Origin of the sequence: Amycolatopsis minnesotensis (genome assembly GCF_039529815.1) — a bacterium.
Lineage (GTDB): Bacteria > Actinomycetota > Actinomycetes > Mycobacteriales > Pseudonocardiaceae > Amycolatopsis > Amycolatopsis minnesotensis.
Genome location: NZ_BAAANN010000010.1, coordinates 131,119 through 156,864, shown reverse-complemented (window position 1 = coordinate 156,864; position 25,746 = coordinate 131,119). Strand labels below are relative to the sequence as shown.

Annotated in this window: 24 protein-coding genes; 10 read left to right on the top strand and 14 right to left on the bottom strand. The window is 71.1% G+C overall.

All coding sequences use genetic code 11. The features are described 5' to 3' along the window. Position 1 precedes the first annotated feature (1 nt). The 11 genes from ABD256_RS14770 to ABD256_RS14715 form a co-directional block, all read right to left on the bottom strand. A complete protein-coding gene (locus ABD256_RS14770; RefSeq protein ID WP_344417957.1) occupies positions 2-508 on the bottom strand; it encodes a hydrogenase maturation protease in 507 nt (168 codons plus the stop codon). Next, positions 505-1,896 carry a hypothetical protein gene (locus ABD256_RS14765; RefSeq protein ID WP_344417955.1) on the bottom strand — a complete coding sequence of 464 codons (1,392 nt, stop codon included), beginning with the start codon at positions 1,894-1,896 and terminating at the stop codon, positions 505-507. Before ABD256_RS14765 ends, ABD256_RS14770 begins: the two co-directional genes overlap by 4 nt. Continuing rightward, entirely contained in the window at positions 1,893-2,531 is a 639-nt protein-coding gene (locus tag ABD256_RS14760) for a DUF6084 family protein (RefSeq protein ID WP_344417953.1), read from the bottom strand. Before ABD256_RS14760 ends, ABD256_RS14765 begins: the two co-directional genes overlap by 4 nt. After that, positions 2,524-3,147 carry a DUF5947 family protein gene (locus tag ABD256_RS14755; protein WP_344417951.1) on the bottom strand — a complete coding sequence of 208 codons (624 nt, stop codon included), beginning with the start codon at positions 3,145-3,147 and terminating at the stop codon, positions 2,524-2,526. The genes ABD256_RS14760 and ABD256_RS14755 overlap by 8 nt, the downstream gene beginning before the upstream one ends. Further along, positions 3,144-3,716: a NifU family protein gene (locus ABD256_RS14750; RefSeq protein WP_344417949.1), complete on the bottom strand. Its 573-nt coding sequence runs from the start codon at positions 3,714-3,716 to the stop codon at positions 3,144-3,146. The genes ABD256_RS14755 and ABD256_RS14750 overlap by 4 nt, the downstream gene beginning before the upstream one ends. A gap of 36 nt (positions 3,717-3,752) precedes the next feature. Continuing rightward, positions 3,753-5,543, bottom strand: coding sequence for a nickel-dependent hydrogenase large subunit (locus ABD256_RS14745; protein WP_344417947.1), 1,791 nt, complete (start codon positions 5,541-5,543; stop codon positions 3,753-3,755). A gap of 37 nt (positions 5,544-5,580) precedes the next feature. After that, positions 5,581-6,645: an NADH-quinone oxidoreductase subunit B family protein gene (locus ABD256_RS14740; protein WP_344417945.1), complete on the bottom strand. Its 1,065-nt coding sequence runs from the start codon at positions 6,643-6,645 to the stop codon at positions 5,581-5,583. A gap of 86 nt (positions 6,646-6,731) precedes the next feature. After that, complete coding sequence (locus ABD256_RS14735; RefSeq protein WP_344418162.1) at positions 6,732-7,367, bottom strand: D-sedoheptulose-7-phosphate isomerase; 636 nt, start codon at positions 7,365-7,367, stop codon at positions 6,732-6,734. Between the two features lie 60 nt (positions 7,368-7,427). Beyond that, positions 7,428-7,649 (bottom strand): HypC/HybG/HupF family hydrogenase formation chaperone, encoded by a 222-nt coding sequence (locus ABD256_RS14730; protein ID WP_344417943.1) that lies wholly within the window; start codon positions 7,647-7,649, stop codon positions 7,428-7,430. After that, on the bottom strand, positions 7,646-8,266 hold the full coding sequence (locus ABD256_RS14725) for a D-sedoheptulose-7-phosphate isomerase (protein WP_344418160.1): 621 nt from the start codon (positions 8,264-8,266) through the stop codon (positions 7,646-7,648). The genes ABD256_RS14730 and ABD256_RS14725 overlap by 4 nt, the downstream gene beginning before the upstream one ends. A 353-nt stretch (positions 8,267-8,619) precedes the next feature. After that, complete coding sequence (locus ABD256_RS14715; RefSeq protein ID WP_344417941.1) at positions 8,620-10,077, bottom strand: alpha/beta hydrolase; 1,458 nt, start codon at positions 10,075-10,077, stop codon at positions 8,620-8,622. Between the two features lie 245 nt (positions 10,078-10,322). Here ABD256_RS14715 and ABD256_RS14710 point away from each other — a divergent pair, with 245 nt between their 5' ends. Next, positions 10,323-11,756 (top strand): alpha/beta hydrolase, encoded by a 1,434-nt coding sequence (locus tag ABD256_RS14710; RefSeq protein WP_344417939.1) that lies wholly within the window; start codon positions 10,323-10,325, stop codon positions 11,754-11,756. A 63-nt stretch (positions 11,757-11,819) separates the two neighbouring features. On the opposite strand, the gene ABD256_RS14705 is transcribed toward ABD256_RS14710, so the two are convergent. The 3 genes from ABD256_RS14705 to ABD256_RS14695 all read right to left on the bottom strand — a co-directional run bounded on the left by ABD256_RS14705 (position 11,820) and on the right by ABD256_RS14695 (position 15,407). Next, positions 11,820-12,701, bottom strand: a complete 882-nt coding sequence (locus ABD256_RS14705) for a hypothetical protein (RefSeq protein WP_344417937.1) — start codon at positions 12,699-12,701, stop codon at positions 11,820-11,822. A gap of 150 nt (positions 12,702-12,851) precedes the next feature. After that, positions 12,852-14,159, bottom strand: a complete 1,308-nt coding sequence (locus ABD256_RS14700) for a cytochrome P450 (protein ID WP_344417935.1) — start codon at positions 14,157-14,159, stop codon at positions 12,852-12,854. Between the two features lie 6 nt (positions 14,160-14,165). Beyond that, on the bottom strand, positions 14,166-15,407 hold the full coding sequence (locus ABD256_RS14695) for a glycosyltransferase (RefSeq protein ID WP_344417933.1): 1,242 nt from the start codon (positions 15,405-15,407) through the stop codon (positions 14,166-14,168). Between the two features lie 414 nt (positions 15,408-15,821). Between ABD256_RS14695 and ABD256_RS14690 the strand changes: the two genes are divergently transcribed. From ABD256_RS14690 to ABD256_RS14650, 9 genes are read left to right on the top strand one after another with little or no spacing between them, the layout of a single operon-like run. Next, positions 15,822-18,506: a phosphoenolpyruvate synthase gene (locus tag ABD256_RS14690; RefSeq protein ID WP_344417931.1), complete on the top strand. Its 2,685-nt coding sequence runs from the start codon at positions 15,822-15,824 to the stop codon at positions 18,504-18,506. Beyond that, positions 18,503-19,654, top strand: a complete 1,152-nt coding sequence (locus tag ABD256_RS14685; RefSeq protein ID WP_344417929.1) for a hypothetical protein — start codon at positions 18,503-18,505, stop codon at positions 19,652-19,654. Before ABD256_RS14690 ends, ABD256_RS14685 begins: the two co-directional genes overlap by 4 nt. Continuing rightward, positions 19,549-20,100 carry a hypothetical protein gene (locus ABD256_RS14680; RefSeq protein WP_344417927.1) on the top strand — a complete coding sequence of 184 codons (552 nt, stop codon included), beginning with the start codon at positions 19,549-19,551 and terminating at the stop codon, positions 20,098-20,100. Before ABD256_RS14685 ends, ABD256_RS14680 begins: the two co-directional genes overlap by 106 nt. Positions 20,101-20,114: 14 nt before the next feature. After that, entirely contained in the window at positions 20,115-20,357 is a 243-nt protein-coding gene (locus tag ABD256_RS14675) for an acyl carrier protein (protein ID WP_344417925.1), read from the top strand. 1 nt (position 20,358) lies between these two features. Beyond that, positions 20,359-21,411: an SDR family oxidoreductase gene (locus ABD256_RS14670; protein WP_344417923.1), complete on the top strand. Its 1,053-nt coding sequence runs from the start codon at positions 20,359-20,361 to the stop codon at positions 21,409-21,411. Next, positions 21,408-22,301, top strand: coding sequence for a nucleoside-diphosphate kinase (locus ABD256_RS14665; protein ID WP_344417921.1), 894 nt, complete (start codon positions 21,408-21,410; stop codon positions 22,299-22,301). Before ABD256_RS14670 ends, ABD256_RS14665 begins: the two co-directional genes overlap by 4 nt. 10 nt (positions 22,302-22,311) lie before the next feature. Then, on the top strand, positions 22,312-23,286 hold the full coding sequence (locus ABD256_RS14660; protein WP_344417919.1) for a ScbA/BarX family gamma-butyrolactone biosynthesis protein: 975 nt from the start codon (positions 22,312-22,314) through the stop codon (positions 23,284-23,286). Continuing rightward, positions 23,283-24,890, top strand: coding sequence for an AMP-binding protein (locus ABD256_RS14655; protein WP_344417917.1), 1,608 nt, complete (start codon positions 23,283-23,285; stop codon positions 24,888-24,890). The genes ABD256_RS14660 and ABD256_RS14655 overlap by 4 nt, the downstream gene beginning before the upstream one ends. Beyond that, a complete protein-coding gene (locus ABD256_RS14650) occupies positions 24,887-25,738 on the top strand; it encodes a hypothetical protein (protein WP_344417914.1) in 852 nt (283 codons plus the stop codon). Before ABD256_RS14655 ends, ABD256_RS14650 begins: the two co-directional genes overlap by 4 nt. Positions 25,739-25,746 lie beyond the last annotated feature (8 nt).

Genomic DNA, 25,746 nt, shown 5'->3' with positions numbered 1-25,746 from the left:
CTCACACCTCCGTTCCGATCGGTCCGACGGGTTCGCGCCCGGCGCGCCGCGCCGCGACGAGATCGGTCACCGCGCGCACCGCAGTTTCGACGGCGCGGTGGACGGGCGGGCTCAGGCCGATGCGGTCGTCCAGCTCGGCCGGTTCGCAGCCGACGAGCAGCACCCGCCCGGCGTCGCCGCCGAGCACGCGCAGCAGCGCCAGCACGGTGTCGGGCCGCATCCCGTGCGCGTCGAGCGGGCCGCCCCCGCGGGTGTCCTGCTCGCCGGGGTCGAGTTCGATGACGTACACCGTCCCCGGCTCGCCGCCGCGGCTGGCGGCGTCGACCAGTATCGTCAGGTCGTAGCCCGCCTCCGTGAGGTCGTAGGCGAGGTGCATGCCGGATATCCCGTAGTCGGCCACCTCGACGTCGTCGCCGAGGTCCACTTCGGACAGGCGGCGCACGACCGCGGCGCCGAACCCGTCGTCGCCGAGGAAGATGTTGCCGACACCGGCCACCAGGACGGTCATGTCCGATCACCGGGCACCGGCTCGACCTCGTCGGGGGAGAAGTAGGCGAACCGGCCCTGCGCGTCCTGCAGATCGGCGCCGGGGTCGTCGTCGACGGTCACCGCGACATGCGTTTCACCATCCACATCGGACAGTACCGCCCGTACGGTGGCCGTCTTCCCGTCGAGGAACATGTCCTGCGCGTCCGATCGGCGCCGCCCCGGCCTGAGCACGACCTTGGCGCCCGCGGCCACCTCGATCCCGCCGACCGTGACGTGATCGGTGCCGGGGTCCACCGAGGCGTCGGCGCCCGGATCCCACCACGGCGCCTCCGGCTTGGGCTCGGTGCAGGTCGGCGGTTCCTTCGCGGTCACCCCGCGCAGGTAGCGGACGGTGCCGTGGAGGCGCTCCAGCAGCTCGGGCGGCAGGTGGTCGACGCGGTCGATCAGCTCGCTCGCGCGCGGGTCGGTCGCACGGGCCTGGCGCTTCTCCTCGTCGGTCATCGCCATGGTGCGCAGGGTGAGTATTTCGTCGATCTCCGTCCCGTCGAACAGCTCGCCCGCGCTTTCCGGCGCGATGACCGGGTAGTCGCCGAGGATGATCGGCGTCACCAGCACCGTGTCGGCCCGGTCGGGGGAGCCGACGAGCACCGGCCACCCCCGGTCGTTCCGGCACGCCTTCGCCGCGGCGGCGGCCCATTCGGGCGGGTCGGTCATGGACAGGAACCGGCCCTCGCTGAGGTGGCACAGCGTGTGGGTCGCGACGAACGCGTGCCGCAACGCCTCGGCCCTGCCGTGGTCCCCTGCCGCCCAGTCCGTGGTGTTCTCCACCCGCAGGGTCAGCCGCAGCCCGCCGTACGGCCCGTCCAGCGCGTCGGCGCGCATCCGGAGGACGCCCCGCAGCGGCCAGGTCCGGCGCACGGTGCGGACACCGGGCTCGTCGCGATGGCGGGGGTGTTCCTCGGTGCTGACGGCACCGGGCACCGAGAACGGCACGGCGGCCTCCCCGGCGAGCAGGCCGGTGACCGGCAGGTCCGCGTCGATCTCGCGTTCCACCGCTTCGTCCCAAGTGGACAGGTAAATCCCGTCGACGGTCGCGGACGGGACCTCCTGGTAGACACCCTGGGTGTCGGCGACCTCGACGACGCGCGCCTGCACCTGCAGGAACCGCACCCGCGCGTGCAGGGTGGCCCGGTGGCCCGGCTCCAGGAGGAATTCGCTGTGCGCGCAGTCCTGCTCCCCGGTCGCCCGCCCGGCGAACGCGGGCGGCACCAGCACGCCGAACTGCCAGCGCACCTGGTTCTTGCGCGCCGAGGCCCGGTACGGGTAGAGCAGGTAGCCCTCGTACAGCACGGCGTCCGCGATCGCGCGCACCTGGTCGAGCGCGTCCTGGTGCGGTGCCGCGGTCATGACGGCCCACCGGCGTTCGCGAGCAGCTTCCGCACCGTGGCGTCCAAAGTGGGCAGTGCGTTCGCCGACTTGTACCGCAGCACCGCGTCCACGGTCTCCCTGCCGAGCATGAGCCAGGCGGATTCGGGGAAGTGCTGGTCCATCAGCGCACGCCACACCGAGACCGGCAGGCGGTACGGGGCTTCGAGGTGCCACGGCACCTGTTCGACCCAGAAGCCCCGCGCGCCCTTGCCGAACACGGTTCCGCTGAACAGCAGCAGGAGGGGCACCTCGCCGCCTTCGAGCGCGTGGAAGTACTTGCCGGTGCCCACTTCGAGGTCGTAGCCGCACCGGACCGGCACGTCGATCTCGGTGGTGCCGGTGAAACTGGGCACCATCACGTCCACGTGCGCGAACTGCATCGGCCGGAGCGTCTCGCCCCAGCGGCCGGGGTCGCCGAAGACGTCGCCGAGCAGTTCGGACTCGGCCGCCTCGTACTGCCTGCGGCCCGGCTCGATGCGGATCTGGCAGCGCAGCGCGATCGCGTGCACCGGTGTGGCGCCCGCCTCGGTGATCCGCAGCCGGAACAGCAGGGTCGGCTCGGCGGCGTACCGTTCGGGACGGACGTCGGCGCATTCGACCGTGAGGTCAGCCATGCCCGCCCCCGCTGCCGCCGCGGTCGCGCAGCTCGGCGAAGAACCGGTCGATGTGCCCCCACGCCGTGGTGCCGCCGTCGAAGCCCCGCCAGTGCAGTTTGACCAGTCCGGCCAGTTCGTAGCACCGGTCGATCGGGACCAGGAAGCCCTCGAACGCCTCGTCCCGCTTGTTGATCAGCAGGGCTTCGACGTCGTCGCGCAGGTCGGCGAACGCGGGATTGGCCTCGAGCAGTTCGTCCCAGTCCGCCAAGGTGAGCAGGCTTTCGGTCGCGCCCGCCGGGCTCGGGTAGAACGCGACCGTCTGCCCGAGCGTGGAGTTCGTGAAGAAGAACGCCATGCGGACCGGGATGCTGGTGGATTCCCACAACCGGGCCGCGCCGGCCAGATCGGCCTGGTGCAGGTAGCGGTCCGGCACGGTGAGGAACTTCCCGCCCGCCGCCCCGCGCCGCGTGAACAGCAGCGCGCACCCGCGGCAGGCGCACAGGATGCCGCGGTCGGCCAGGTTCGCGACGTGCGAGTGCTCGTCGCCGATCGGCTCCGCGCACATCTCGCACCGCTCGCCCGGCCGGTACTCCGGTGCGGGCCTGGTCAGGAACCGGGGGAGGCCCGTGGTCATGACACGGCCTCCTCGGGAACCGGGCAGGTGAGCGATTGCAGCGGCAGCAGCGGCCGCCCGCCCGGTCCCGCGTCCGGTTCGGCGACACCGGCCACCGCCATCCCGGTCAGCTCGGGTGCGGCGCGCTGGACCGCCTTCTCGATGGCGTCGCGCACGGTGATCGTCGACGAGGGACAGCCGTCGCACGTTCCGGCCAGGCTCAGGTGCAGGACGCCCTCGTCGTCGATCCCGTGGTACTCGACGTCACCGGCATGGCTGCCGAGGTACGGGCGTATCCGGTCCAGCGCGGCCCGCACCCGCTCCTCGGTGCCGAGCGGGTGCAGATCGTGCAGGACCAGCAGGCCGCCGACGACATCGTCATCGGTCAGCGCCGTGACGAGATCGTCGCGGTTCGCCGCCTTGTCCACGATTCCCATCACCCTGGCGAGACCGGCGCCGTAGAACTCGACCATCGTGTGCACGAGGTCCTCGGCCAGCTCGACGGTCGCCGGATCGGCCTTCTCGGCCAGTTCGGTCAGCAGCACCTCGATCCGTTCGCCCACAGTGGACACATCATCGCGTTTCGGCATGGCTCACCCCGGCTTTCCGCCTCGGCTGGTCGTTATTCAGAGGTTCGACCCGAACGCGTGCGGGGTGTGCAGCCGTTCCAGCACCTTGCCGCCCGCGATGTTCATGTGCACGCCGCACGGCAGGCACGGGTCGAAGCTGCGCACCGCGCGCATGATGTCGATGCCCTTGAAGTTCTCCTGCTTGTTCTCCTCGAAGATCGGCGTGTTCTGCACGGCGTCCTCGTACGGCCCCGGGGTGCCGAAGGAGTCGCGCACGCTGCCGTTCCACGGCGTCGGCGGGTACGGGTGGTAGTTCGCGATCTTGCCGCCCTTGATCACCATGTGGTGCGAGAGCACACCGCGGACCGCCTCGGTGAACCCGCAGCTGACCGCCTCGTCGGGCACCTTGAAGCTTTCCCAGGTCTTCGTGTTGCCCGAGCGCACTTCGGCCAGCGCCTTGTCCACGAAGTGCAGCGCGGCCGCGGCGCAGTAGGCCTGGAAGTAGGTCCGCGCCCGGTTCCGCTCGATCGCGTTGCTCCACTGTGGAATCTTCCACTCGTAGGTCTTCTCGGGTTTCGTCGCCGTGCGCGGCAGGTTGATCACCACGCTGTGCCCGGTGGAGCGGACGTAGCCGCCGATGTCGACCAGCCCGGCGAGCGCGGTGGTCCACAGCCGGGCGATCGGGCCGCCGCCGGTGTCCAGCGCGAGGTGGTCGGTGCCGTCGAACCACCGCGGCGACATCGTCCACGAGTACTGCTTGTCGAAGTCGCGCTTGGCCGGGCGCGGGATGGTGTGCTGGTTCCACGGGTGGCGCTGGTCCACCGGGTTGCCGAGCGGATCGTGGGTGACGAACTTCGGCTGGTCCTCCCAGTCCTCGTAGTAGGAGGAGCCGAGCAGGATCCGGATGCCGAGGTTGATGTCGAGCAGGCTCGTGGTGACGAGCTTGCCGTCCACGACGATGCCCGGGGTGACGAACATCTTGCGGCCCCAGGACTCCATGTTCTGGTAGCTGAAGTCGCAGTGCTCGGGGTCGTTGAGGCTGCCCCAGCAGTTGAGCAGCACCCGGCGCCTGCCGACCTCCTCGTAGCCCGGGATCGCTTCGTAGAAGAAGTCGAACAGGTCGTCGTGCATCGGCAGGCAGCGCTTCATGAACTCGCAGTAGCGCATGAGGCGGGTGAGGTAGTCGGTGAACAGCTGGATGGTGGCCACCGTGCCGACCCCGCCGGGGTACAGCGTCGACGGGTGCACGTGCCTGCCTTCCATCAGGCAGAACATCTCCCTGGTGGATCTGCTGACTTGCAGCGCCTCCCGGTAGAAATCGCCTTCCAGCGGGTTGAGCGACCGCATGATGTCGCCGATGGTCCGGTACCCGTGGTCCTCGGCGTGCGGTGCCTCGGTGCGGTTCGCGAGGTCGAGCACGCCGGGATTGGTTTCGGCGACCATCTTCTCGCAGTAGTCGACCCCGACCAGGTTCTCCTGGAAGATGTTGTGGTCGAACATGTACTCGGCCGCTTCGCCGAGGTTGATGATCCACTCGGCGAGGTGCGGCGGGCGGACGCCGTAGGCCATGTTCTGGTTGTAGACCGAGCAGGTCGCGTGGTTGTCACCGCAGATACCGCAGATGCGGCTGGTGATGAAATGGGCGTCTCGCGGGTCCTTCCCCTTCATGAAGATGCTGTAGCCGCGAAAGACCGAGGACGTGCTGTGGCATTCCACGACCTGTTTCCTGGCCCAGTCGATCTTCGTGTAGATGCCGAGGCTGCCGACGATCCTGGTGATCGGGTCCCAGGACATTTCGACGAGGTTGCTGCTGTCGGACTTCGTGGACCGGCGTGCGGTGGAGGTCATCGTTCTCGGGTACCTTTCCTGCTCTGGTCGGGCGGATTCACCACGGAGTGCGGTAGCCGGTCTTCAGTTCGCGGCCCTTCTCGCGCCACTTGGGTTCCTTGTCCAGTTTCCGCGCGGTGATGCCGCGGAGTTTGCGGATGACCGAGCCGTAGACGCCGATGGCGAGCGAAGAGACGTGCGCGCCGGGCGGCTCGTCCATGAACGGCATGAACTTGTCGGGGAAACCGGGCATCGTGCAGCCGATGCAGATACCGCCGACGTTCGGGCAGCCGCCGACGCCGTTGATCCAGCCGCGTTTCGGCACGTTGCAGCGGACGACGGGACCCCAGCAGCCGAGCTTGACGATGCACTTGGGCGAGCCGTACTCCTTGGCGAAGTCGCCCTGTTCGTAGTACCCCGCGCGATCGCATCCTTCGTGGACGGTCTGGCCGAAGAGCCATTTCGGGCGAAGCTGGTCGTCGAGCGGGATCATCGGTGCCTGCCCCGCCGCCTGGTACAGCAGGTAGGTGAGCGTCTCGGCGAAGTTGTCCGGGTGCGTCGGGCAGCCGGGGATGCACACGATCGGCAGCCCGGCGTAGGACTTCCAGTCCCAGCCGAGGTGATCGGGCACCCCCATCGCGCCGGTCGGGTTGCCCTCCATGGCGTGGATGCCGCCGTAGGCCGCGCAGGTCCCCGCCGCGACGACGGCCAATGCCTTGGGCGCCAAGCGGTCCAGCCATTCGCTCGTGGTCATCGGCTGCCCGGTGGCCGGGTCGTTGCCGAACCCGCACCAGTAGCCCTCTTCCTTGATCGACTCGTTCGGGATGGAGCCCTCCACCACGAGCACGAACGGTTCCAGCTCACCGCGATCGGCCTTGTAGAACCATTCGATGAAGGTGTCCGCGCCGACGTCCGGACCGCATTCGAAGTCGATCAGCGGCCAGTGGACCGCGATCTTCGGCAACCCCGGCAGCGCCCCGAGCACGATCTCCTCGATGCTCGGCTGGGTGGCCGCGGTCAGCGCCACCGAGTCGCCGTCGCAGGAAAGCCCCGCGTTGATCCAGAGCAGGTGGATCGGTGCCTCTTCCGCGTCCGCGTGCTTGTTGCCCGTGGCTGAGGTCATAGGTCATCACTCCTGGAGGATCCTGCTGCGGCGGCGGGAATCTGGGCGATGGGATCGCGCCCGCCTTGGATGACGAGAAAGTCCTGCTAGCGGAGCAGCGCGGCGAGCGTGAGCTCCCACAGCGCGTGGTACACCGTCGTCTGGGCTTCTTGGACGCGGTGCACCGACGGGGAAGGAATGGTGAAGAGGTAGCCGATTCCGTCGTGTTCGGCCATTTTGCCGCCGTCGTACCCGGCGATGCCGACGGTCAGCATCCCGCGGCCGTGCGCTTCGTCGAACGCGCGCAGCAGGTTGGCGGAGTTGTCGCTCGTGGACAGGCCGACAGCGACGTCTTCGGGCCTGCCGAACGCCGCGATCTGGCGGGAGAACACGACATCGAACCCGATGTCGTTGCTCAGCGCCGTGATCACCGCGATGTCGTTGGTCAGCCCGAACGCGGGCAGCGGGCGGTGCGCCCCGCCGGGGCAGAGGAACAGGCTGGCCATGTCCTGCGCGTCGGTGGAGCTGCCGCCGTTGCCGAAGGCGAGCAGCCGCCCGCCGCGGGCGAACCGGCCGGCCATCTCGCCCGCGCACCGGGTGATCCGGGCACCGTCGCGCTCCACTACCGCGGCCCGCAGCGCGATGATCTCCGCGACCTTGGCCGCGGTGGACTCGCGCACCTCCGCCAGCACGGCGTCCAGGTCCGCGTCCGCGTTCCGCAGGAACGGGTACAACGCGGACATTTCCGCCGAGCCGGGCGGCTCTTGCCGTGTCACTGGAGTCACGCTCCCCGGTGGAGGGATTCAGTGCTGGACGATGGTCAGTGCTTCCTTGGCGTGGACGAGAACGGTGTCGCCGACCTGCGCGGAGACGAGCGCGACGCTCACCTCTTCGCGACCCGAACCGCTCTCGACGACGGCGAGCCCGTCTTCGAGCAGTTCGACGATCCGTACCTGGACGGCGAAGTCGGAGCAGGTGACGCAGACGCCGTCGTGTCCGCAGTCGTCGGCACCGGGCGCTCTCATCGCACCACTCCTGGCGCGAGCACCCCTGGTTGGCCGAAGAACACGTGCACCAGCTCCCACAGGACGTGGTACGTGGTCACGTGCACCTCCTTGACCACCCTCGGATCGGAGGAACCGGCGCGGAGGAGGTGGTCGGTCTCGCCGGACGCCGCGATCGCGCCGCCCCGCCCACCGGCCATCGCCACCGTGAGCATTCCCTTGCCGCGCGCGAACCGCAGCCCCCGCAGGACGTTCGCGCAGTTCCCGTCCACGGACAGGCCGAGCGCGATGTCACCGGCCTCCCCGAGGTAGGCGAGCTGGTGTGCGAAGACCTCGGAAAGCCCGTCGGCGTTGGCCACCCCGGTTATCGCCGCGACGTCCGAAGTGAGCGAAATGGCGGGTAACGCCCGCTTGCCGACGATGACGGGGTGGACGAACTCGACCGCGATGTGCTGTGCGTCGGTGCTCGATTCACCGTTGCCGAAGACCACGAGTTTGCCGCCGCGATAAAAGCGCGCCGCCATCGCGTGGCAGGTTCGCGCGACATCGCCTGCCTGTTCGGACAAGTCTTTCAGCGGTGCGACACGGCGCTGGAAAACGTCGTCGATCAGCGTTGGGCTCGTCGGCGGTGACGCCATTCCGGTCACGTCCTCGGTGGTGGGAGCAGCCTCCCACGCTACGACTGCGACGTGAATCACACAACAGCCGGAACCACTCGTGATCCAAATGGATTATCGTGGATCGCGATTTCCGGCGGTAAAACACTCCCTTTCTTGATCCAATTCACCGGATGCGCAGATGAGCAGGTTTTCGTCACTCGCCTTCGGTCGCGCCGTGCGGGCGGACGCGGTGGATCAGTTCGGGCACCCGCTCGTCCGCGAGGCGGTAACGAACCGCGCGGCCATCTCGTTCCGCGGTGACGAGCCCCCGTGCGAGGCGAGGCAGGACGGGTCCGCGAGCACCCGCGCGGGGGCGGCCGCCTCGTCTTTTCCTAGGGGTGTTGCCGCGCGCAGAACGTCGTCGGCCACGTCCCCTCGGCCAGGTAGCCCGCGATCGCGGCGTTCGCGCATTCGTTGGCCTTGCGGAAGACGCCGTGCCCGCCCTGGTCGACGAGGGTGAGCTGCGCCCGGTGCCCGAGCGCGGCGCTCATCCGGCGCGCGCCGTCCAGCGGGGTCGCGGGATCGCGGAGGTTCTGTGCCAGCAGCACGTTCCGGGGGCCTGCACCGGTGATGCGCACCCCTTCTTCGTGCTCGGGCCAGTACGCGCAGGGCGTGATGTTCGACGCGGCGGGGCCGTACGCGGGATGGCTCAACCGCGCCGTTTCGACTCTGCGCTGGTAGCCCGCGAGTGATCGCGGCCACCGGGAGTCGTTGCACTCCAACGTGAGCTGCGCGGCTGCGCGGTTCTCCGCGAGCCAGTCCGGTAGCGCCGGTGGCGCGGCGCGAGGCGCGGGTTTTCCTTGTGCGGCAAGCCAGGTCTCCGCGATCGCCGGGAACCTCTCGTCCTGGTAAAGACCTTCGTAGGTGCCGAAGCGGAACCCCTTCCCGTCGATGCCGTTCACCGGGGCCAGGTCGAGTTGCGCGGCGAGCCGGAAGTAGGTCGCACCGACCCCTTCCGGTGTCGATCCGAAGTGGTACACCGAATCCCTGGCGGCAGCCCATGCGGCGAAGTCGGGGAAGCGGTCGTCGAACCCCTGTGCGGTCTGGATCCGGTGCTCGGCCCCGACGCCGCTCGGATCGGTCACCGAGTCGAGCACGACCCGGTCGGTCCGTTGTGGATGGAGCGAAGCGTAGACCGCGCCGAGGTAGGAACCGTAGGAGTTGCCGTAGTAGGAGATCCGCCGCGCACCGAGTGCCGACCGGATCGCGTCGAGATCCCGTGCGGTGTTCGCGGTGGTGATGTGCGGCATCAGGTCCTTCGTGCGCGCCGTCGCGCACTTGCGCGCGACGGCGGCGGCCGTGCCGGCGTAGGTGGCCACGTCCTCGGGGCCCCTCGCGTACCCCGGCCACATGGCGTTGCGGTCGGCGCTGGTGAAACCGCAGGTCGTCGGCGTGCTGTAGCCGACCCCGCGCGGGTCGAACCCGATCAGGTCGTAGCGGTCCGCGAGCGCGGCCGCCGGTCCGGTCTTCGGGAGCAGCGCGGGCATGGCCAGGCCCGCACCGCCGGGCCCGCCGGGGTTCATCAGGAGCACACCGCGCCGCTTGGCCGGGTTCTTGCTGGGCAGGCGGGAAATCGTCAGCTCGATCTGCCGCCGTTCCGGGGCGGCGTAGTCGAGCGGGACGGTCAGCTTCGCGCACTCGAGCCCGGCGGTGGGACTCGGCGTGCTGTCGTAGTCAGGGCACGGGCCCCAGCTCAACCGTGTTTGCCCGGCCGCGGCCGCGGGAACCGCGGAGGCACCGAGCACGGTGATCGCCGCGAGCGCGAGAATGCTTTTCCTGCTTCGTTTCATGCCGTTCACGATCGCGGCCACGGGGTGGAACGGCATCGGAGCACGGCAGGATCTTCGCGCTCATCCCCTCGGCCGAGGGGCGTTTCCCGTACAGCCACGATCGGGTGCACGTTCGCACTCATTCCGAACCTGGTCGCGCGTGGTGCGTCCTGCGGTACGAGTTGCCCACGACTGTCTCCGCGCGAAGCGGGGGAGGGAAGATCCGGATTACCCCACGGAACCGGTCGTGACCGAGGCACCTGCTGGTGCTGGTGGCCGTGGTCTCGCTCGGCGCGGTGCTGCCGTCGGCGGCGGCAGGCGCGGCGACGAGAGCGTCGTCGGTGAAGTGGACACCGTGCGCGGACACGGTCGGCGCGCCACGCGACACCGCTTGCGCGACGCTGGAGGTGCCGCTGGACTACGCCGATCCGGACGGCCGCGAGATCACGCTGATGCTGTACGCGGCAGGCAACGGCGCCGCGCCGCGCGGCCTGGTGGTGAATCCCGGTGGCCCGGGGGAATCGGGTGCCGGGATGCCCAAGCTGATCACGGCTGGGCTGCCGAGGGGAGTGTCCGATCAGTACATGGTGGTCAGCTTCGATCCGAGAGGGGTCGGCGCCAGCTCCCCGGTCGACTGCGGTGACACGGATTCGGTGCTGCCGCCCCCGGCTCCCGCCTACCGGCCGTCGAACGAGCAGAGCGAACAGCAGCGGCTGGACGCGGCGAAGCGGGTGGCTGACCAGTGCGCGGAAGAGTCGCGCGACCTGCTTCCGCACATCACCACGCAGAACGCGGCGAAGGACATGGACCGCATTCGCGCCGCACTGGGACAGGAGAAGCTGGACTACCTCGGCTATTCCTACGGAAGCATGCTCGGCGCGACCTACGCGAGCCTGTTCCCGGCCACTACCGGGCGGATGATCCTCGACAGCGTCGTCGACCCCACCGTCCCCACCTACCAGACGCAGTTCCAGCAGGACCCGGCGCTGCAGCAGCGGTCCGAAGCGTTCTTCGCCTGGGTCGCCGGAAAGGACGCGCGGTACCACCTCGGCACGACGGAGAAGGCGGTGAGCGATACCTGGAACGCCGTCCGGGACCAGCTCGCGAAGCAGCCTGCCGCCGGGAAGGTCGGCGTCGCCGAACTGGACGATCTGCTCTCCTCGTCGATCTACTCGGACACCGGCTGGGACAGCCTCGCGAAGCCGGTGGGGGAGTACCACGGGGGCAGGCCCGACGCGCTGGTCGCCGCCCACACCTCGCACGGTGGCAACGTCAACGGGGCGCAGCTCGCCTACAACTGCGTCGACAGGAGCTGGCCGAAGGACTGGGCCACCTGGCATCGCGATACCGAGCAGGCGGCGCGACGGTCGCCGCTGTTCGCCTGGCTCAACAGCTGGTACAGCGCACCGTGCGCGTTCTGGAAGGTACCCACCGCCGAGCCGGTTCCGATCGGGGGTGCGAAAGTGCCGCCGATCCTGTTGCTGCAGGCGAAGAACGACGCGGCCACCCCGGTGATCGGTGCGCAGCGCATGCACACCGCGCTCCCCGGATCGAAACTGGTCGTCGCGGACAGCGGCAACCACGGCCAGTACCTCCAGGACAACAATCCCTGCGTGGACGGGTACGGGACTGCCTACCTCGAATCCGGGGAGCTTCCCGACGCCGGCAAGACCTGCGCCGCGCCTCCGCCACGGCCGTAGTCCACTTCGGACTGACGGGCGGGCCCCGGTTCCGCCCGTTACGCCGCGAAGAGCTGGCAGACCTCAGGTCCGAACGCCCCGCTCCGCGAGCAGTTCCAGCCCGCCGGGTCCGAGCCGCAGCACGGACGGGACGAGTTCCGTGGTGTCGTACGGAGAGTCGAGCACCTGCTCCCGGACGGTGTCCGCGAGGCCGGAGTCCTCCCTGACCACGAACATCTGGTCGGGGCAGGGCAGACCGGCGATCAGATCACCCGTCCCGAGGTGCGCGGAGAGCTGGGCGTACAGGCCGGGCAGGGCGATCGCGGAGGCCGCCAGCAGGTTCTCCCTGGTGATCGAGACCAGCACGTTCTCGCCGGACCGGCGGACCTCGGACTTCAGCCCGCGCGCGAGGGAGCTGTACCCGGCGTCGAACATGGCCTCGATCGGCGCGCCCATCTCCTCGTGCTGGTGCCGGGTGATGTGGTGCATCCCGACCTTGCCGTGCGGGGTCCGTGCCACCACCGCGAGCGCGACCGACAGCCTGCCGGGCACGACCGGCAGATGCGGCAGTGCGTCGAGCAGCCCGGCGCGCGGTGAGGACGCGCTCCACAGCACGGGCAGCACCTCCTCGGTGCTCTCCTGCTGCCTGGCTTCGTGGGCTTCGGCCAGCACCGAGCGCGCTTCGGCGAACGCGCGTTCCCATTCGCCGGGGACGGGCCTGGTGAAACTGTAGGTGCACTCGGCCTTCCGGAAGTGCTTGGCCACGAATTTCTGGTCGGCCGCGGACGGCTGCCATTCGCTGAAAACCGCCGAGACCGCGGACGCGCGCACCTTGTGCCGCCGCCGGATCTGCGCCCACGCTTGTTCGACGGCGTCATCGGCTCGGGTGGGCGCACTGGCCAGTACCGGCTCGTCGACGCCCTTGAGCTGGAACACGACGAGGTTCTGGGTGACGTCGTCGTTCACGGGATTTCCCGGAAGAAGGAGGATCTCGGCACGCGGTCTGTCTAGCACATCCGGTGCGCGCAGCGCGGCGAGTTCGCACGCCTCGCTCTTCCTGCTCGGAAACGGAACACCCCGAGTCCGTTGGGGAAATTTCCAACAGACCTTCGCCCATCACGAAGTCTTGCCGGCGCACCCGATCGAGGTGCTCGCCCGTGCGCCGGTGTGCAGGGGAACGCTGAGCGGGCCGCGGATGTTGCGCGCGCGGCGGTAGGCGACCGGGCCCGCGAGGCGAAGCACGGGAAAGCGGCGGAACAGCGCGGCCAGCGCGATTTCCGTTTCGAGTTTGGCGAGCCCGGCGCCGAGGCAGTAGTGGATTCCGGACGAGAACGCCAGATGCTCGCGCGCGTTGCCGCGGCGGAGGTCGAACCGGTGCGGGTCGGTGAAGACCGCCGGGTCGCGGTTCGCGGCGGCGAGCAGGACGGCCACCATCGCCCCCGCGGGAAGCGTGGTTCCCGCGATTTCGACGGGTTCGGCGGGGAGGCGGAGGGTGAACTGGACCGGGGTGGTGAAGCGGAGCACTTCGTCGGCGACGGCGGCCGGGTCCCCGGCCAGCACCTCGCGCTGCTCCGGCGCGGCCAGCAGGGCGAGCGCGCCACCGCTGATCAGGTTCACCGTGGTTTCGAACCCGGCGACCAGGACCAGCCCGGCCAGCGCCACCAGATCGCGTTCGCGCACCGGTTCGCCGTCGATCTCCGCCGCCAGCAGGCCGCTCACCAGGTCGTCGCCGGGCTCGCGGCGGCGGCGGGCCAGCAGGGCGGTGAAGAAACCCGTCATATCGGCGGTGACGGCGTGCACGGCCCGGCGTTCACCCGGTGTCCTGATCCCGTCGAGGGTGCCGGCGAGGGTGGCGCCCCAGTGCGCGAACCGGCGGTGCTCCCGGTCGGAAAGGTCGAACAGGTCGCAGATCACCGCGATCGGTACGCGCGCGGCGAAGTCGGCGACCAGGTCGAACCGCGTTCCCGCGGCGTCGAGGTGCTCTTCGACGACCGTTTCGATCCGGGTGCGCCGCTCGCGCAAGGCTTTCGGGGTGAACCAGGGTGCGACGAGGCGGCGCAGGCGCGTGTGCTCCGGCGGGTTCATGGTCAGGATCGACTGCTCCATCGGGTGCACGAGCGCGTGCTCGTCGCCGGGGCGGATGTTCCAGTCGACGCCGACGTGCGCGGCGGAAGGTTCCACCCGGAACCGGGAGTCGCGCAGGATCGCACTCGCGGTCGCGTGCGACGCGGTGAGGTACAGGCCGACGGGATGCCGCGTGAGCGTGCCGCGGGCGCGGATCCGTTCGTACGCCGGATAGGGGTCCCGCAACGCGGTACGGCCGAGCACGCGGGCGACCGGGTCGCCGTAGGCGGCCATCGTGCCGACGAGCGCGCGCATCGCGAGCATCTTCGCGCCGAGCCGGAATTCCTTGCCGATGCCCATCTTCGCTCACTCCGTCCCGGCCGCGATCTTGGCGGCGGCGAGCCCGGCGCCGTCCTCGGCACGCACCACGCGCCCGAGTGCCTCGGCGCGTTCGCGGTACCGCGGATCGTGCACCGCGGCGCGCACCGAGGCGGCGAGCCTGTCGGCAGTGAGCGCTTTCAACGGCAGCGGAGCGGTTCCGGCTCCGGCGCGCGCGAGCCGCGCGGCCCAGAACGGCTGATCCGCCAGCACCGGCACCGGTACGGCCGGTACCCCCGCGCGCAGCCCGGCGGCCGTCGTCCCGGCACCGGCGTGGTGCACCAGCGCCGCCGTCCGGGGGAACAGCCATTCGTGCGGCACCTCGCCGACGGTGAGCATGTCGTCGTCGGTCGTGTTGAGGTTCGCCCAGCCCGCCTGGATGATCCCGCGCCGCCCGGCGCGGCGGAGCGCGGCGCACACGGTGGCGGTCAGCCCGGCCGCGTCCGGGAGTGCGCGGCTGCCGAAGCCGACGAACACCGGGGGCGGCCCCGCGGCGAGGAAATCGGCCAGCTCGCCCGGCGGTGTCCATTCCGGAGCGGACACCGGCCACCAGAACCCGGTGACGTCGAGCCCGTCCCGCCAGTCCGGTGGCCGGGGTACCAGCGCCGGGCTGTACCCGTGCAGCACCGGCCAGCGCGCCATTTTCGCCCGGAGCCCTCGCGTGGTGAGTGGGGAAAGGCCGAGATCGTGCCGCAGTTCCCTGATGAGCCCGCGGAACACCCAGCCCATCGCGCCGAGCGTCGCGTGCCCCGCGAGCAGATTGCCCCAGCCGCCCAGGTTCCGCCCGGCGGCGATCACCGACGGCGGGAACGCGCGGGTCGGGAAGGTCGGCTGCAGGAACACGCCCATGCTCGGCACACCGAGCCCCTCGGCCACGTGCACGCCGAGCACGGCGGGCATGGACAGCAGCAGCAGATCGGCGCCGCGCGCCGCGGTGTGCAGGCCGTCGAGCAGTTCCCTGGTCTCCGCGGCGAGCGAGCGCAGCAGGCGGGGAAAGTCCAGTGGTGAAGCCGTTGTGCGCCGTGACGCGCCCTGTTGCGTCCACGAGCCGGTGTCGGCCGGATCGCCCGGCAGTGGCCGGAACTCCAGCCCGCAGCCGGTGACGAGCCCTTCGAACGGCTTGTAGGCGGCGATCGACACCGCGTGGCCGTCGTCGCGCAGCCGGAGGCCGAGCCCGGTGTAGGGCGCGACATCCCCACGGGTGCCGACGGCGGCGATCAGAATTCGCATGTCTTCGCATTCCCCCTTCGCCGATCAACGGCGTCCCCTTATCCGTTTCGATTAGCTCGTATACCGGGTGTTGTTGTCAACGGCCGATTGCGTGAACGCGGGTGCGCGTCGATGATTTCGTTGTGTCGTGCTGATTTTCGTTCGCCGTAGGGGTGCTGCGCTGCCGCGCGGAATGTTCCGCAGCCGCGGGCGTTCTTCGCAGGTCCGGGGTTGGCGGGACCGCTCGTTCCGGCGTGTGACACCGCGCCGGGCGCCGGATAGGGGTTACCCGTCCCAGTTCAGCGGTCGTAGTATGACGGGACGCCACAGGCCCTGAACGCCGTGGTGGTTACACGTTTCCGGTACGGGCCATGGGCTGACCGGGGTTTCCGCCGGAGCTGGGGCCGGTATTCCTTCGCGAGGGGAAAAACACGCATGCGAATACGCACTGGGGAAAGCGCGATTGCGGATGTCGAGTCGTATGCGGGCTCGAAGGCGCGATCCCTGTTCGTACTGGCCCGCGCCGGGATTCCGGTGCCGAGATGGGCGGTGCTCGGGACGGACGTGTACACCGCGGTGCTGGCCGAATGCGGTGTGGACGACCGGATTTCGGACGTGCTGGGAGAGGTGACGACGGACGGGGTGGACGCGGCGGCGGCGGAGATCGCGGGGCTGATCGGCGAGGTCGCGTTCTCGGCGCCGGTGCGATCGGCGATCGAGGATGCCTACGCGGCCGCCGGTGCCGACCGGGTCGCGGTGCGTTCCTCGGGGCGGGAAGAGGACGGCGAAACCCATTCGTTCGCGGGCCAGTTCGCCAGCTTCCTCAACGTGTCCGGTGTGGACGAGGTGTGCGCGCGGGTACGGGACTGCTGGGCGTCGGTGTTTTCCGCGCGATCGCTGCACTACCGGCTGCGGCACGGGCTGCCGCTGGAAACGGCGGGAATGGCGGTGCTCGTCCAGGAACTGGTGACCGCCGACCGCAGTGGCGTGCTGTTCACGGCGAACCCGGTGACGGGCGACCGGGAGCAGTGCGTGATCAGCTCGGTGTACGGCCTCGGCGAGGGGCTGGTGTCGGGCGCGGTGGACGCCGACACCGTCGTGCTGGACTCCCGGGGTGATGTCGTCGACCGGATCGTGGGGGAGAAACGCGACCGGATCGAGGCGGTCGCGGCGGGGGACGGCTGCCGGTCCGTCGAGGTCCCGGAGCACGAGCGCGCCGCTTTTTCGTTGCGGGACAAGGATATCGTCGCATTGCACGAACTGGGCAGCCTGATCACCGCGCTGTCCGGGGCGCCGCAGGACATCGAGTGGGCGATCGCGGGCGAGACCGTGTGGATCCTGCAGGCGCGGCCGGTGACCACGCCGGTGCCGCCGTCACCGGTGGCGGCGGAGCCGGTCGGCGACGGCGACTTCCGGGTGTGGGACAACGCGAACATCATCGAGAGCTTCAGCGGGATCACCTCACCGCTCACGTTCAGCTTCGCCGCGGACGCCTACGCCAGGATCTACCGGCACTACGCGCGGTCGTTGCGCGTTCCAGGGCGGTGGCTGTCCGATATGGACGAATGGCTCCCGCACCTGCTCGGGCAGTTCCACGGGCGGGTGTACTACAACCTCCTGCACTGGTACCGGATGGTCCGGCTGGCACCCCTGTACCCGGTGAACCGCAAGGTGCTGGAGGCTTCGCTCGGTGTCGAGGAGCCGCTGGACGACGCGCTGGCGAAGACGCTGCGGCCGCATCGCGCACCGTCCGGGATCGCGGACAGGGTGGCGAGGCTGGTGACGGTCGCCGAGTTCGTCCGCCGGTTCTTCCGCACCTCCGCGCTGGTCGACGAGTTCGCGCGGGAGTTCTACCTGGCGTACCGGGTCTTCGATCGCGTCGACTACGACGCGTTGCCCGGCGCGGAAACCTACCGCCGGTTCCAGGCACTGGAGCGCGAGCTGATCGCGAAGTGGGGGTCGATGATGGTCCTCGACGCCACCTTGCTGATTTCGTTCGGGGCGTTGCACGTGCTGACGAAACGGTGGCTGCCGGACGCGCCGGAGTGGTTCACCCCCGCGGTCGCGGGCCCCGGCCCGGAGGTGGAGTCGGCGGAGCCGGTGCACGCGCTGACCGAGCTGGCGTCGAAGCTCCACGCGGACGAGGGCCTGCGGAGCCTCGTGTTCCGGACGGAACCAGGTGCGGTGCGGAACGCGCTCGCCGCACAGGGGTACGACGAGTTCCTCGCCGACGTCGACGACTACATCGACCGGTTCGGGTACCGCAGCGTCGACGAGCTGAAGCTCGAGGTACCGGACCTTCGGGAGGATCCGTCCAGCCTGTTCGTCCTGCTGCGCGGCGCGGTACCGGGCAAGGCCGAGCGCACGGCCGTCGATGCCGAGTCCTATCTGGACGAAAACCTGCGCGGGGTCCGCCGTGCGGTCTACGAGGTGGTGCGCCGCAAGGTCCGCGGTGGCCTGCGCGACCGCGAACGGCTGCGGTTCTGCCGCACCCGCGCGTTTGGCAGCGCGAAGCGCATGCTGCGCGCGATGGGCCGCGACCTGGCCGCTTCGGGGGTGCTCGCGGACTGGTCCGACGTGTTCTTCCTGCGGCTGGCGGAGGTGCGGGCGCTGTTCACCGCCGAAGGTGACCGCCCGGACGCCGCCAGGCTGGTGGCCCAGCGGAAGCGGCAGCGCGCCGGGGACGAGGGGGTGCACGCGCCGTCCCGGTTCCGCACCACCGGATCCGGCTATTCGATGGCCGAGCTCGTCGAAGCGGGATGGCGCCACGGCGAGGCCGAGCGGACCGGTGCCCTCGTCTTCCACGGCGTTCCGTCCTGTCCTGGTACCGCGGAGGGACGGGCCGTGGTCACGGAGGCGCCGGAGGACGTCGACGGCGGGATCCTGGTCGCCTACCGCACGGATCCCGGCTGGGTGTCGGCACTGCGGTCGGCTTCGGCGCTGGTGATCGAGCGCGGCAGCCCGCTGACCCACGTCGCGATCGTGGCGCGCGAACTCGGCCTGCCGACCGTGGTGCAGGTGCCCGGTGTGGTCCGCGAGCTGCGCACCGGCATGCGCGTGCGGGTCGACGGCGCGGCGGGTGTGCTCACCGTGCTCGACGCGGGCGAGGTGCTTGCGTGATCCTCGGCGAGGACTACCTGCGGGAGCTGCTGGCGCGCGTGCTGCCGGACATCGACGCGCCACCGGGTTCGGCGGTGCTGCTGGAAGGGTCGATCGCCGAGGGGTTCGGCAACTCTTCGTCCGATGTGGACTTCCTCTTCGTGGCGCCGGGAAGCGGTGACCTGCCGACGATGCCGTCGGTGCTGTTCGCCGACGGCAGGCGGGTCGAGGTGCGCACGCGCTCGGCGCGGCAGGTCGCGGACCAGTTCGCGGTCGTGACGGCCGCCGCCGCGCGGGGCACCGCGCGGGTGGTGCGGCTGCCGGAGGACCTGCTGAACCGGTGCCAGCGGCTGCTGCACGGGTTCGTGCTCGAAGACCCCGGCGCACTGCCGGAGCTGCCGTCGAAGCGCGAGTTCGCCGCGATCATGACGGCCTGGTGGGCGCACCGTGCCAGGCAGGCGATGCGGTACGCGCTCGCCCTGTCCGAAGTGGACGCCGTGGAGGACGCCGCGGTGTGGGCGCACGCCGCGCTCGTGCAGGGGGCGAAGTCGTGGGTCGCGGCGCTCGGCGAGACCTACCTGGAACCCAAGTGGCTGTCGTTGCAGGTGGACCGGGCGGGCGCGAGTGAGCCCGCGACGAGGTACCGCGAGCTGGAATCCGGCGCGGGGCTGCCCGCGCGGGCCTATGTCGCCGCGTGCGGCCGCTTGCTCGCGGACTTCGGGATCGGCGGATGCGTGCCGAAGCCCGGCAGGATCACCCTGGCCAGGGTCCCCGGCGTCACGACGTGGCCGGTGGGCGACCGGGTGCATGTGGTGCGGGACCGCCGCGACGTGTTCGTGCTCGGCGACGAGGTGGCCAGGACGTGGCGGTCGGTGGTGTTCGGCCGTGCGCCAGGCCGCGACGCGGCGATCGCCCGGTTCGTGCGGCTCGGCCTCGTCCGGTTCTCCTGGGGGCGCGCCCCGATCACCCCGAGCATGCCCCTCGCGGCGGCGTCGGGGCCGGTCGCGCCACCGCCCAGCCCAGCACGGCCGGTGTGCGGCTTTCCGGTGCCGCGGTGTCCGATGTGGACGCCGTCGACCTGGTCGCGCTGCCCGCGTCCCGGTTCGGCGCGGCGGCGATGGCGCTGGTCTGGTCCAACATCCTGGTGGAGAACGCGCGCGAGGACCTGACGGGCGCCCTCGACCGCGGACAGTGGCGGGTGGCGGAGCTGATCGCGCGGCGGATGACCCAGGTCAGCCTGCGGGCGCTGCTGAGCGCGCACGGGGTGAGCCCGTTGCCGCCCGACTCCGAGCTGGTGCGCGGGCTGGGCCTGCTCGGCGCCGACGGCCGCGAATTCGAGGCCACCGCGCGAGGTCTCGAACGGCCGCACCTCGAATCCGAAGCCGCGGGCCGGGCCGCGCTGGCGGAGCTGGACGCGTTCGTCGCCGCGGTGCGGGCCAGGATCGGCGCGAGCGCGTTCCCCGATTCGTTCGCCACGGCCGAGGCGTGGCGGGCCACTTTGGACATCGGATACGACTGGCTCCGCCTCGGCGGCTACCTGGACGCGGAACTGCCCATCGACGAGGCGCGGGACCTGCTCGCCAGCGGCGGCAGCCAACCACATCTGGCCGGATGACGGAGGGGGACGGTATGCGTGAGGAAGCGTGCGCGCTCGTGACGGCGATGGCGCCGGGCGAGCCGGCGGCGGGCGCGGTCGACGACGGGACGCGGTTGACCGCCGACCTCGGCTACGACTCGGTGCGGCTGGTCGAGCTGGCCATGGCGCTGGAGCAGCGGTTCGCGCTGCCCGCGATGGATTTCGACGAGCTGGCCGAGGTGCGCACCGTCGGCGATCTGCTGGGCCTGCTCGCCGAGCACGGCGGGGAGGGCTGAGATGGCGAAGGTGCTGGTGACGGGTGCGGCCGGGCTGGTCGGGGCCGAGGTGACCGCGCGGCTGGCCGCGTCCGGGCACGAAGTGCTGGCGCTGGTGCACCGCGCCACCGCGCTGGTGCGCAACGACGGCACCGCGGTCACCGGCGCGGTTTCCCCGGTGCGCGGCGATGTCACGCGTGTCCGGTTCGGACTGTCCGAAGCGGACTGGACGGCGCTGCGGTCGAGCGCGGACCTGGTCGTGCACTGTGCGGCGATCACGGACTTCGGCAGGCAGGCGCGGCGGTACGAGGACGTGAACGTCACCGGGACCGCGCACGCGCTCGAACTCGGGGTGCCGATGGTGCACGTGAGCACCGCCTACGTGTGCGGTGAGCGGCACGGGGTGATCGCGGAGCACGAGCTGGAAACGGGGCAGCGGTTCGCCAACGCCTACGAGGACAGCAAGTTCCGCGCCGAACAGCTCGTGCGGAAGGCGCGGGCGGACGGCGTGCGGGTCGCGGTGGTGCGGCCCAGCATCGTCACCGGGGCCTCGCGCACCGGGGTGGTCCGCGACTTCAAGAACCTCTACGTGGTGCTGAAGCTGGCCGTCGAGGGCAAGGTGAACTCCATTCCAGGGCACTACGACGCGTGCCTCGACCTGGTGCCGGTGGACTACGTCGCGGCGGTGGTCACCGAGGCGGTGAACCGGTTCGACGAGGCGGCGGGGCGCACCTTCCACGCCGTCGGCGGGCCGATGGCATTGCGGGAGGTCTCCGACGTGCTCGCCGAGTACCCGTCGTGCCGGGTGCCGCGGTTCGTGCCGCCCTCGACCTTCACCGCGGGCGGCCTGCCCGCGGCGGAGCGGATCTACCACGAGCGGATCGTTTCGCTGTACGGCAGCTACTTCCAGCGCAAGATCCGGTTCGACGACAGCGAAACGGTGGCGTTCCTGCCTCGGCACCGCCGGGCCACCGGGGCGGCGTACCTGCGCAGGGTGCTCGACCACTGCTTCGCCGCCGGCTACCTCGGCACGCCGCTGCCGGGTGTCGCGGAAGTGCTGGCGGGTGCCCGATGACCCGCCACGCACCCCCGTTGCCCGCCGCGCTGAGCTGCCTGCCGGACAAGCGCGCCGCGTTCGCCGCCGACACCTACTACCAGGAGAGCGCCGAGCAGCTCGCCGCGCTCACCGCCGACGTCACCGGGTTCGCGACCACCCACGGGGTGCTGCTGCTGAAACCGGACGCGGTCGTCACGCGCTCGCTGCTGCCCGCGCTCGACTGGGTGCGCGAAACCGGGTTCCGGGTGGTCGCGGCCGCGCCGGTGAGGCTGACCAGGACGACCGTGCGGGCGTTGTGGTACTTCCAGTGGAACCTGGCGACGGAGTACCGCCGCAGGCTCGCCGATCTCTTCGCGGCGAGCACCGATTCGCTGGTCGTGGTGGTGCGCCCGGAACGCGCCACCGAGGTCCCGGTGCCGGTCCTGCTGACCGAGCTGAAGGGGCCGACCGATCCCGCCGCGCGCGAACCCGGCCAGCTTCGGCACCTGCTCGGCGACCACGGCTACCTGCTCAACCTCGCGCACACCGCGGACGAGCCCGCGGACGTGCTGCGCGAGCTGGGCGTCTACTTCGGACAGTCCGAACGGGAGCGCGTGTTCACCGCCGCGCTGGCGGGCGACGACGAACAGGACAGAGCGCGGAAGCTGGCGCACGAGCTGTACGCACAGGCGCCGAGGCACGATCTCGGCTACGGCGCCGCCGTCGAGCGGCTGCGCCGTGCCGCGCCAGGGTACGGCAGCGTGCGCGAGCTGATCGAAGAGGCGTGGCGGACGGGTGCCGCGCTCGACCCGTGGGACACCGTGGTGGCGGGCGCGTCGGTGTTCCCGATGCGCCGCAAGGGATTCGAGCCACTGCTCGGCGGGGTGACGGTGGCGCAGTGGCGCCGGTGCGCAGCCGAAGGCCAATGACCGGAAGGAAATGGGGGAGACCATGGAGTTCTGCCAGACCGTGCCGCGCACCTGGGTGCACCGCGCCGCCGTCGCGGAGGTGCTGCTGACCTCGGCGGTGGAAGCGGGCGAGGACGTCTTCACGATCGCGGGCCAGCTACCGCGGTACCACGCGTTCTACGGCGAGAGCCGCGAACCGCGGTCCGAATACGACCCGGTCCTGCTGCTGGAGGCCAGCAGGCAGGCGTGCATCCTGATCGCGCACCGGTTCTGCTCGGTCTCGACCGGGGAGCGGTTCGTCATGCGCGATCTCGAACTGACCGTGACCGACCGGCGCGGGCTCGCGCTGCGGCCGGCACCGTCGGACTTCGTCCTGCGGTGCCGGATCCTGCGCCGGTTCCGCGGCCGCACCGGGCTCAGCGGCCTGCGGGTGGCGTGCACGGCCAAAGTGGACGGTGTCGAGACCACGGTCGCGCAGTTCACCTTCTCCTGGGTGAGCGCGGAGAAGTGGGCTTCGATGCGCGCGGCCAACCGGTCCGAGCTCGGCCTGCCCGCGGTGCCGTCGCTGTGCGCGCAGCCGCCGAGGCTCGCGGCGCACCGGGTGGACCGCCGTGAGCCGTTCAACGTGGTGATCTCGCCGCTGAAGGTGGACGGCGGCGGTGCGGTGGCCACGGAGGTCGTCGTGGACACCGCGCACCCCGTCCTGTTCGACCACCCGCTCGACCACCTCCCCGGCATGCTCCAGCTCGAAGCGTTCCGGCAGCTCGCGATCGCCGCCGTGGGCGCCAACCGGATCACCGGGTTCGCCATGCGGTTCCTCGGGTTCGGCGAGTTCGACCTCGCCAACGAATGCGAGGCCGCGGTCGAGGTAGACGACGACGGGCCGCTGGTGCGCGGCGTGCTGACCCAGGGGGAGCGCCGCATCGCCGAAGCGCGGCTACGGTTCGACAAGCAGGGCGCACCGGTGGTCGTCGTCGCGGCGGGGGCGATGGCGGTGCCCCGATGAAGGTCCGCGACTGGCTGGGCGACCCTCGCGGCGATCGCGGTGTGCTGTTCGCGGAGGACGACGGGTCGTGGACGCGGCGGAACTACGACGAACTCGCCGACGCCGCGCACCGGGTCGCCGGTGCGCTGATCGACGACGGCGTGCGTCACGGCGACGTGGTCGCGGTGCTGATGCCGACCGGGTTCGAGTGCCTCGCGGCGCTGTTCGGGACCTGGGTGGCCGGTGCGACGGTGTGCCTGCTCGTCCCGCCCGCGTTCACCGCGAACGAAGACTACGTGGCGCACGCCGCCGCGATCGTCATCGACGCGGCGCCGCGGCTGCTGGTCACCTCGGCCGGTCTCGCGCCGGTCGCTGGACGCGTGCTGGCCGGGGCCGGACGCGACGACCGGCCGTGGCTGTGGCGCGCCGGCGACCGCGCGGCCCCCCGTGAGCCGGCCGAACTCGCGCTGCTCCAGTTCACCTCCGGATCCAGCGGCAGGGCCAGGGGCGTGCGGGTCGGCTGGGACAACCTCGCCGCGAACATCGACGTCATCCACTCGTGGCTGCGCTGGCGCGACGGGGACGGCACCGCGTCGTGGCTGCCGCTCCACCACGACATGGGCCTGATCGGCTGCCTGCTCACCACCGTCGCGGGACAGGGCGACCTGTGGCTGATGCGGCCCGCCCAGTTCCTGCGCGATCCCGCCCGCTGGCTGCGCTGCTTCGAAACCGCCGCGCACACCGCCTCGCCGCCGTTCGGCTTCGAGTACGCGGCGAAACGGGTCCGCCCCGACCAGCTGTCCGATGTGGACCTCACCGGCTGGCGCGGCGCGATCGTCGGCGCTGAGCCGATCGACCCGGCCGCGCTGGAGGCGTTCGCCGGGCTCGCGGGGCGGGCCGGGTTCTCCAGTTCGGTCTACCTGCCCGCGTACGGGCTCGCCGAGGCCACCCTCGCGGTCACCTCCGACGCGCGGCCCGGACCGCCCACCGTCGTGCGCCCGGCGTCGTCCAGCCTGCGCTTCGGCGCACCCGTCGGCATCGAGGCCGAGCGAGTGCTCGGTTCCCCGGCGGACGCCGCGTCCGGCTGGCTCGTCGGCTGCGGCGGTCCCGCGCACGGCGTCGGCGTCGATATCGTCGACGAGGCAGGAATCCCGCTCCCGCAAGGGAATCTCGGTGAGGTGGTGGTGTCGGGGCCGTCGGTCGCGCGGGGCTACCACGCGGGCCGGACCGGGTCGTCGACCAGTTTCGCCGGCGGCGCGGTCCGCACCGGCGACGCCGGGTTCCTGCACCGGGGCGCGCTGTACGTGCTGGGACGCATGGGCGAAAGCCTGAAGGTGCGCGGACGCAGCGTGTACGTCGAGGATCTCGAATCGCTCGTCGTGGCCGAGACCGGGCTGTCCCGCTCCCGGTGCACCGTGGTCAGCACCGGCACCGGCGTCGCCCTGTTCGTCGAGGCGCCGGAGGGGCCTTGGCGCGCGGACGCGACGCGCGCGCTGCGGGGCGCGCTCGGTCCGGAGGCCGGGATCAGGGTGATCGCGGGCGGGCGCGGCCTCATCCGCCGGACCACGAGCGGGAAGCCACGGCGCCGCCACCTGTGGGAGCAGCTCGCCGGGAGTGGCGGATGACCGGGGTCGAAGCCACCCCGCGCAGGCTGTGGCGGTTCGTGCTGGCGCGGTTCCCGCTCCCGGTCTACGCCGGGTACGGCGTGCTGTGGGCACTCGCCTTCGAAGGAGCGGCCACCACGGGACCGTGGCTCCCGTCGTCCGGCTCCGCGGTCCGCGCCGGCACCGTGGTCGCCACCCTGCTGTTCCTCCGCATGCTCGACGAGCAGAAGGACCTCGCCTACGACCGCGTGCACAACCCGGACCGGCCACTGGTCGCCGGCGCCGTCACCGGGGGTGAGCTGCGGGCCGCGATGGCCGTGCTCGCCCTCGCGGCAGTCGGCATGAACACCGTGCTGTCGGCCACCGCCGCGGCACTCGCCGCCGCCCCGCTCGCCTACGGCCTCTTCCTCGCCGCGCTGGAGCGCTGGTCGGCCACCGTGCGGGACGACCTGCTGGTCAACCTCGTCGTCACCTACCCGGTGCAGATCGTGATCGGGGTCTACCTGTGCTGCTCGCTCGACGGCACCGGCCCGCTCGCCGCGCTGCTCGCCCTGTTCGCCGGGGTGTTCCTGCACTTCGAGATCGCCAGGAAGACCGCGTGGCACCCGGGACCGGGGGAGCGCTCGTACTCCGCGGTGCTGGGTCCCCGCGCCAGCACCGTGCTGGCGCTGGCGTTCGCCGCGCTCGCGACCGTGTTCGCGGCCGTGGTGTGCGGCCCGCGCTGGTGGCTGCCGCTGCCCGCGGTCTTCGCCGTCGCGGGCGGATCGCTCTTCCTGGTGCGCCGCAAGGAGAACTGGCCGGTCCCGTGCGCCATGGCGTTCGTGCTCGCCATGCTCGGCTGCCTGATCGTGCACGCGCTCACCCGCTGAGACCCGGA

Bases quoted from the DNA above. Each gene is read 5' to 3' on its own strand.
- ABD256_RS14695 (WP_344417933.1), bottom strand. From the start codon at position 15,407: ATGCGAATTCTGATCGCCGCCGTCGGCACCCGTGGGGATGTCGCGCCC.
- ABD256_RS14730 (WP_344417943.1), bottom strand. From the start codon at position 7,649: ATGAGAGCGCCCGGTGCCGACGACTGCGGACACGACGGCGTCTGCGTC.
- ABD256_RS14670 (WP_344417923.1), top strand. From the start codon at position 20,359: ATGGCGAAGGTGCTGGTGACGGGTGCGGCCGGGCTGGTCGGGGCCGAG.
- ABD256_RS14660 (WP_344417919.1), top strand. From the start codon at position 22,312: ATGGGGGAGACCATGGAGTTCTGCCAGACCGTGCCGCGCACCTGGGTG.
- ABD256_RS14750 (WP_344417949.1), bottom strand. From the start codon at position 3,716: ATGCCGAAACGCGATGATGTGTCCACTGTGGGCGAACGGATCGAGGTG.
- ABD256_RS14745 (WP_344417947.1), bottom strand. From the start codon at position 5,543: ATGACCTCCACCGCACGCCGGTCCACGAAGTCCGACAGCAGCAACCTC.
- ABD256_RS14655 (WP_344417917.1), top strand. From the start codon at position 23,283: ATGAAGGTCCGCGACTGGCTGGGCGACCCTCGCGGCGATCGCGGTGTG.
- ABD256_RS14725 (WP_344418160.1), bottom strand. From the start codon at position 8,266: ATGGCGTCACCGCCGACGAGCCCAACGCTGATCGACGACGTTTTCCAG.
- ABD256_RS14760 (WP_344417953.1), bottom strand. From the start codon at position 2,531: ATGGCTGACCTCACGGTCGAATGCGCCGACGTCCGTCCCGAACGGTAC.
- ABD256_RS14740 (WP_344417945.1), bottom strand. From the start codon at position 6,645: ATGACCTCAGCCACGGGCAACAAGCACGCGGACGCGGAAGAGGCACCG.
- ABD256_RS14675 (WP_344417925.1), top strand. From the start codon at position 20,115: ATGCGTGAGGAAGCGTGCGCGCTCGTGACGGCGATGGCGCCGGGCGAG.
- ABD256_RS14690 (WP_344417931.1), top strand. From the start codon at position 15,822: ATGCGAATACGCACTGGGGAAAGCGCGATTGCGGATGTCGAGTCGTAT.
- ABD256_RS14765 (WP_344417955.1), bottom strand. From the start codon at position 1,896: ATGACCGCGGCACCGCACCAGGACGCGCTCGACCAGGTGCGCGCGATC.
- ABD256_RS14770 (WP_344417957.1), bottom strand. From the start codon at position 508: ATGACCGTCCTGGTGGCCGGTGTCGGCAACATCTTCCTCGGCGACGAC.
- ABD256_RS14715 (WP_344417941.1), bottom strand. From the start codon at position 10,077: ATGAAACGAAGCAGGAAAAGCATTCTCGCGCTCGCGGCGATCACCGTG.
- ABD256_RS14650 (WP_344417914.1), top strand. From the start codon at position 24,887: ATGACCGGGGTCGAAGCCACCCCGCGCAGGCTGTGGCGGTTCGTGCTG.
- ABD256_RS14755 (WP_344417951.1), bottom strand. From the start codon at position 3,147: ATGACCACGGGCCTCCCCCGGTTCCTGACCAGGCCCGCACCGGAGTAC.
- ABD256_RS14700 (WP_344417935.1), bottom strand. From the start codon at position 14,159: ATGGGCATCGGCAAGGAATTCCGGCTCGGCGCGAAGATGCTCGCGATG.
- ABD256_RS14665 (WP_344417921.1), top strand. From the start codon at position 21,408: ATGACCCGCCACGCACCCCCGTTGCCCGCCGCGCTGAGCTGCCTGCCG.
- ABD256_RS14735 (WP_344418162.1), bottom strand. From the start codon at position 7,367: ATGTCCGCGTTGTACCCGTTCCTGCGGAACGCGGACGCGGACCTGGAC.